Origin of the sequence: Dethiosulfovibrio salsuginis (genome assembly GCF_900177735.1) — a bacterium.
GTDB lineage: Bacteria > Synergistota > Synergistia > Synergistales > Dethiosulfovibrionaceae > Dethiosulfovibrio > Dethiosulfovibrio salsuginis.
Map to the genome: position 1 here is coordinate 60,814 of NZ_FXBB01000012.1, position 6,000 is coordinate 66,813.

At 55.6% G+C, this 6,000-nt stretch carries 14 protein-coding genes; all 14 read left to right on the plus strand.

Annotated features, from left to right (window positions below):
• Positions 1–35 precede the first annotated feature (35 nt).
• Positions 36–344, plus strand: coding sequence for a helix-turn-helix transcriptional regulator (locus B9Y55_RS13220; RefSeq protein ID WP_085544464.1), 309 nt, complete (start codon positions 36–38; stop codon positions 342–344).
• Between the two features lie 107 nt (positions 345–451).
• Positions 452–751: a hypothetical protein gene (locus tag B9Y55_RS06015; RefSeq protein WP_085544465.1), complete on the plus strand. Its 300-nt coding sequence runs from the start codon at positions 452–454 to the stop codon at positions 749–751.
• On the plus strand, positions 752–955 hold the full coding sequence (locus tag B9Y55_RS06020; protein WP_085544466.1) for a hypothetical protein: 204 nt from the start codon (positions 752–754) through the stop codon (positions 953–955).
• Between the two features lie 76 nt (positions 956–1,031).
• The gene (locus tag B9Y55_RS06025; protein ID WP_085544467.1) at positions 1,032–1,298 is read left to right on the plus strand and encodes a hypothetical protein; all 267 of its coding nucleotides are present in this window, start codon (positions 1,032–1,034) and stop codon (positions 1,296–1,298) included.
• Positions 1,295–2,386 carry a helix-turn-helix domain-containing protein gene (locus B9Y55_RS06030; RefSeq protein WP_085544468.1) on the plus strand — a complete coding sequence of 364 codons (1,092 nt, stop codon included), beginning with the start codon at positions 1,295–1,297 and terminating at the stop codon, positions 2,384–2,386. Before B9Y55_RS06025 ends, B9Y55_RS06030 begins: the two co-directional genes overlap by 4 nt.
• Positions 2,383–2,850 carry a hypothetical protein gene (locus B9Y55_RS06035; RefSeq protein ID WP_085544469.1) on the plus strand — a complete coding sequence of 156 codons (468 nt, stop codon included), beginning with the start codon at positions 2,383–2,385 and terminating at the stop codon, positions 2,848–2,850. Before B9Y55_RS06030 ends, B9Y55_RS06035 begins: the two co-directional genes overlap by 4 nt.
• A 12-nt stretch (positions 2,851–2,862) precedes the next feature.
• Positions 2,863–3,030, plus strand: a complete 168-nt coding sequence (locus tag B9Y55_RS13225; protein ID WP_159448257.1) for a hypothetical protein — start codon at positions 2,863–2,865, stop codon at positions 3,028–3,030.
• A 27-nt stretch (positions 3,031–3,057) separates the two neighbouring features.
• A complete protein-coding gene (locus B9Y55_RS06040) occupies positions 3,058–3,534 on the plus strand; it encodes a hypothetical protein (protein WP_085544470.1) in 477 nt (158 codons plus the stop codon).
• A 169-nt stretch (positions 3,535–3,703) separates the two neighbouring features.
• Complete coding sequence (locus B9Y55_RS06045) at positions 3,704–4,489, plus strand: hypothetical protein (protein WP_085544471.1); 786 nt, start codon at positions 3,704–3,706, stop codon at positions 4,487–4,489.
• Positions 4,490–4,587: 98 nt separating this feature from the next.
• Complete coding sequence (locus B9Y55_RS06050; protein WP_143340833.1) at positions 4,588–4,791, plus strand: hypothetical protein; 204 nt, start codon at positions 4,588–4,590, stop codon at positions 4,789–4,791.
• A gap of 92 nt (positions 4,792–4,883) precedes the next feature.
• Complete coding sequence (locus B9Y55_RS06055; RefSeq protein ID WP_143340834.1) at positions 4,884–5,102, plus strand: hypothetical protein; 219 nt, start codon at positions 4,884–4,886, stop codon at positions 5,100–5,102.
• Positions 5,103–5,170: 68 nt separating this feature from the next.
• Entirely contained in the window at positions 5,171–5,470 is a 300-nt protein-coding gene (locus tag B9Y55_RS06060; protein WP_143340835.1) for a hypothetical protein, read from the plus strand.
• Positions 5,471–5,543: 73 nt separating this feature from the next.
• Positions 5,544–5,732, plus strand: a complete 189-nt coding sequence (locus tag B9Y55_RS06065) for a hypothetical protein (RefSeq protein ID WP_085544475.1) — start codon at positions 5,544–5,546, stop codon at positions 5,730–5,732.
• Positions 5,729–5,995: a nucleoside triphosphate pyrophosphohydrolase family protein gene (locus B9Y55_RS06070; RefSeq protein ID WP_085544476.1), complete on the plus strand. Its 267-nt coding sequence runs from the start codon at positions 5,729–5,731 to the stop codon at positions 5,993–5,995. Before B9Y55_RS06065 ends, B9Y55_RS06070 begins: the two co-directional genes overlap by 4 nt.
• Positions 5,996–6,000 lie beyond the last annotated feature (5 nt).

Below are 6,000 nucleotides of genomic sequence, written 5' to 3' on the forward strand. Positions count from 1 at the left end.
ATAAATACAAGCAGAGATATGAAGGAGGTTTTTTTATGTCATTGGAACAGGCTATCGCCGATCGCATAGTGGAAGAAGCGGTCCCCAGGATCACTGCGGAGATAGAGCGGAAGATGCAAGAGCAATTGAACCTGAGGAGGGAGCCATTTCTAGATCGTTTGATCGATGCAAAGGAAGCGGCCATGTTGTGCGGAATAAAGCGGGGGACTTGGTATGACCTGGTCAAAGATGGATTTGCCCCTAAAGCCATATCTCTGTCTGAGACGTTGAAACGCTGGAGCCTCTCGGAGGTGATGGGCTACATCAAGCAACGCCAGGACTTGAGGGAAAGGGCGGTGTGTTGAGATGCCTTTTTTGATCTTAGTAGGTTTAGGTTTCCCTCTTTTTATCGTCGGAATGGCTTGTATGTATGTCTCTGGCTCTTGTGCTGAGGCAGAAAGGAGAGGTCGCAATGAGCGTCAATAGTGCTATGGACAGAATGTCGCTGGAGTTGGAACTATCCACCTTGAGGGAGGCATACTCCCATGCGACGTCAATCATCGAGGTGTTGACCGAAGAGAGGGACAGCCTGGCCCTGCTAATACCCCGGAAGGAACTTAGGGTAGCAAGAGATCTGGTGATGGCCCAAGAGAGGACCATCGCTAGGCTGATGGATCAGGTAGCCACCTTGAAAAACGAGAACTCTTCCCTCAGAGAGGACATGGCAGAGCTAGAGACTCGGCTCGGGGGCCTTGTATCGGAGGCGGTCTAATTGCTCAGGCGGTGTATCTACTGCAAGAACCTGATCGACCTTCGGAAGTATTACTACCTCGGCCCCAAATGTACCGACGTCTGTCAGGAGTGCGGCGAGAGGATCTTAGCCGGTCTGTCTCCCCTGGAACCACAGCTTCACTTTATGGACCTGGAGACGGCAGATAAAAAGTACCCACAAGGACAGGCGTCCCAGTGGGCGTAAGAGAAAAACAAGTTAGCGAATGGTCCAGGGAGTTGCCGCTCCCTGGACCCCAAGTATATCACAGGAGGGGATCTTCATGGGACAAACGACAACCAGCCCGATCAAGCCGGAAAAGAGGGTCCTCCGGGTCGCCAGGAAGGAGCATCGCTGTGACTGGTGCGGAGGGGCGATCTTCCCTGGCGAACAGTACGTCTACATGGAGTTCATTCTCCACGGTTCGGTGGACAGGAAATACCACGAAGACTGTTTTTCGGCCATGAAGCGAGATCCTGCTGTGAAGGCAGGGCAACACAGGCGAAAAGGGCAAGTCCGAGGCTGTACTGTAAAGGAGAGTGTGAAATGAGTGAATCCCTACAAATCAGAGACGAACGCTCCTTCGGCTATGCCCGAGTGGATAACGCCATCCTGGACGACGAGGCGATAGATATCTACGCCCAGTCGGTCTACGTTGCTCTGTGCCGCTTTGCCTCCAACGACGACAGAAAATGTTTCCCCTCGGCTGAGACCATAGCGGAGAAAGCTAAGTGTTCACGGAGGAAGGTCTTCGACGCCTTGGCTACTCTTGAAAGCCGGGGCTATATCCGACGTGAGCAGAGGATCGTCGATGGGCAACAAAAGTCGAGTATTTACCGCATAGTCGGTGCACCACATGCACTCTCGGTGTGCACCTCGTGCACCCCCCCCATGCATGACGTGCACCCCCCCAGTGCACCACGTGCACACGGAACTAGACCTAATGAACTAGACCTAATGAACTATAACCCCCCTATATCCCCCCAGGGGGACGAGGGCGAAGATCTCCCCTCGGAGGGGCAGGATCAAAATCAAGCCCAAGATCAAAACCCAACCCAGCCTCAGAGTCCAGATCCGACGGAGGCGAAGGACCTCCCGTCTCAGGTCGCTCTGGCCTGGAACAGGCTAATGCCTCATGCCCCACAGGTGAGGTTACCCCTGTCCCCTGCCCGAAAAAAGGCGATAAACGCCAGGGCTAGGGAGATCCCAGGGGCTAAGGATCTATCCTGGTGGGAGGGATACTTTGAGCGAATCAGGGCGATTCCACGGTTCAACGGCCTCTCGAAAGGGAGGTACGAGGGGCAGACTGTGAAGTTCAACACGGTGATACGCCCTAGCTTTGTGGACCAGATCATGGACGCTCCGGCGGTGGCAGAGGCTCCAGAATCTCCCTATGTCCAGCCAGCTATGGCGTGGCTCCGCAAGAACTACCCCAAGCCTGAGACGGTGGACGCTGAGGTTAGGGCGGTCCTGATGGAGCTGATGCCCCTGGGCTGTGACGACGCAAGGAAGACGGCGGTCTCGGCCAGGATGGTCAGAGAGCTGTCGGCCTACGTCAAGACCGATCAGGTCAAGGAGGGGTTCGCCCGAAACGCCGTTAACTGGCTCAGATCCATAGACTGGAGGTCAGAATCATGATGCCGGAACCAGCAAGAGCAGGAGGGAACATCGAGGAGGCCGTCAGGCGTTTAGCCCGTGCAAGAGGGGTTGAGGTCCCCTCCGTAGGGGATATCCGAAAGGGCTGGAACACGAGGATCTTGACTTACGTGAGGCAGCTTTATGGCCGGTCGATTGAGTGGCACCACCTAGTAGGGGCGCAGGATTACGACAACCCCGATTATGACCTGTACGTGGACGCCACCATAGGGCACGATCGCTGTATGGCCTGTAAGGACCCGTCCAGATGCCCGATGGAGGGACGCAAGGTAGAGATCTTCCAGTCTCGGTACCACCGAGGCGTTTGCTACAACGAGGATGTCTACGTGGCCGTCCGCCCGGCGAGGGCAAATTGCCGGGACTGGTGTCGCTGGGCCAAAGCCGAGTGGGACAAGCAACAGGCGGCGAAAGCGATGACTGTGAGCTCCATCGACGAGGGATTTTAGGAGGTCGTGACGATGAGCATATTAGATCTCAGGCGAACGTTGGCCGCCAGGGAATTGGAGCTAAAGGCCTGTTGCATCGATGCCCGAAGGTCTTGGCTTCGAGGCGAGATAGCTGATCTCAAACACCGTATAAGCGAGAGGCTGGCTGAAATAGAGCAACGACAAGAGGTGTTGTTCTGAGATGAGACATGGAGGGGGGCGATAGATATGCAGATAAACAGCTTAGATGGCGTGATGGAGACCCTGAGGACGTTGTTGATTGACCAGATAGCTGGGAACGTTGACAGGATGTACCAGGACGAAGAGACCATGTTTGACCCGCCGGAGTGGAAAGTGCCGGTAAACGTGACGATCGGAGATCATCGTCTTGTGGTGGAGACGGTGTTTGAAACGAACTTTGACGAGGACGACCTAGAAGATGGCCTCGAGGACGACTTTACCTTCGCCGTAGATAAGGCCCTCCGGTTCTACATCGACAGCCATGATGTTCTTCCTCTGTGCAGGTACACTAGGCTGTCCAAGGGGGCTGGTCTTACAGAAGACGACTTTGTGGCCGAGCTAGGCTCAGGCAGGTATTTTGATATCGTTTATGGCAGGAGAGATCTGGACAAAGAAGAGTATGCCAAGATGCTATCAGTGGTGAAGAGGAAGGCCATCGTCGGGGAAGCGAGGGGAGAGGAATGAAGAAAATTACCTGCTATACGGTAGTCGAGGGAACCGGCCCCAAGATCATTTCACAATATGTCAACGATTTGATCGCAGAAGGTTGGCAGCCCTTCGGCTCACTTTCCGATGGTCGAGGGCAAAAGTTTGCGCAGGCCCTCGTTAAGTATGAGGAATGAGAGGGAGCCTCATGACCACGTTAAAAGAAAAAAGGGAGCTCCTCTGGTGGTACTACCTGGAGGCTGGAGATAGGTCGAAAGCTCTCGATATGGCGATGGGAGACCCGGTATTTGCCTCTGCTTGTCGGGATAACCTTGGCCGGAACCTTAGGCTGATGGTGGGGAGAGGAGGCCCTGATAGGTACAAGAGGCACGAATGGACAAGGGAAGAAGAGGAGGTCCTTTTGAGGATGCTCCAGGGGAAGGGGAGAAAGTGTCGTTACGAGATCGCCGAGGAAGCTTTGAAGAACCCCCTCTTGGCTGGCTTGAACGCCACACAGGTGAAGTCAAAGCTAGCGGACCTGGAGAAGACAGGGGGAAGGCGGAGGAGAAAGTGTCTCCCCTGGGCCAAATGGGAGGCCGATGAGCTTGCCGCATGTGTTAAGTCTGCCGGATCTATCCCGAAGGGTGCAGAGGCATATATCAGCAAGCACCCCGAGCGAACGATAGCGGAGTGCGTGGCTAAAGCAGGGGGTAAGGCTTCGGGCGGGCAAGAGTGGTCAAGTGCCGAGGTGGATGATCTACTGCGGATGTCGGAAGGGAACCCGGTAATGTGGGCAGTGGCTAGGGAGTTTAGCCGCAAATACACTGGGAGGTCCACCCAGGCGGTCTACGGCAAGCTCTTCAAACTCAAGACTAGGCCGGACACTATGCAAGATTGGCGCATCCAGGACATAGGCAAGCATAACCTGGACCTGGCGGATCAGATCCTCAGCGAGCTTGATGAGCTTGCACGCTTTAAAAGCGAGGTAGCGTGATGAGCCATACGCCGGGACCGTGGTACGTAGCTACGAAACAAGATTGTGATGAGGAAGGGCACTGCGGTGAAAGTGTGTACGACAGGGGGAGTGGCGTGTTGGCCGTAATCGACGGAGAACCGGAGACAATCGCCACGCCATGGCTGGAGGCAGATGCCCACCTCATAGCCGCCGCTACCGACATGCTAGCGATGCTGGAAGAGCTCCGAGAGTGCGCCTATTGCTGGTGCGACTACGAGGTCCCGCTGGGGATCGTGGAGCGGCTGGATGAGGTTATTCGGAAAGCGAGGGATGAGGAATGAGCCATACACCAGGGCCGTGGGAGGTAGCTACGAAACAAGATTGTGACGAGGAAGGGTGCTGCGGCGAAAGTGTGTATGACAGGGAGTGTGGAGTGTTTGCCGTAATCGAAGGAGATCTTGCGACAGTTGCTACCCCTTGGCTAGAGTCAGATGCCCGGTTGATAGCCGCCGCTCCCGAGCTCCTGGAGGCCTTAGAGGAGATCATCGCCTCCAACCCCAGCATACTGGCGACGGAGAGGTCGGCACTCCGGTATGTACAGGCGGTGGAGAAGGCACGGAAGGTTATCGATAAAGCGAGGGGAGAGGAATGACGACCACCCTATGGATAGCATATACGCCGGGTTGGCCACCTCAGTTTTTCCCGACGGAGGCTGAGGCTATGGAGTCTCTACGCCAAGATCTCCAGGATGAGGGGGAGTGGAAAGAAGACGGTATACCCGGCTCGTGGGTCGGGAAGCTCGCCAAGAGGGCCAAGCTGAGGATAGTCAACCAATGCACCTCGCCAGGGAGGAAGTGCTTGTACCGAGATGGCAACGTCTGCCGATACATCGAGGTCGATCGTTCTAGGTATCGTAAGTGCTTTAACCCTCCTCACCCTCACCCATGGGTCTACACAAAAGTGGATGGAGTAGAGCACATAGCTGAGCTTGAGTTTGTGGATGCGGAGGAGGAGGAATGACACTCCGAGAGCTCCTAGCTGAGATGGGCGAGATCTACTGTGAGGCTTGTTGGGATGTCTGGGAGGATCGTCTATGACCCTCCTCTACACCTGCCCCCACGATCCCATGAGGCAGGCTCACGCCTGGAGCGAGCGGGATGCTGAGGTGGTGATAGGGTGCCTCAAGTGCCCGAAGGAGTGCCCGGGGCCGGGTCATGTTGTTGACCTCAACAAAATGGACCCCGACGGCGAACTATGGGAGGAGCTTAGGGGTGCTATATGATCCAGGATAGTGTTTACCGCCAGGTGATCGATCTCTTCGGAGCTGACCACCAGATGGATCAAGCGATCGAGGAGTGCGCTGAGCTTGTCGTCGCTATCAGGCACTATCGGCGTGGCAGAGCCAGCCTTTCCGACATAGCGGAGGAAATAGCGGACGTGGAGATCATGATGGCTCAGCTTAGGCACGTGGTTGGGGATACCCTCGTGGAGAGGGAGAAGGCGAGAAAGTTGGAGCGTATGCGGGGCTGGGTAGAAGGGGAATAGTGAAA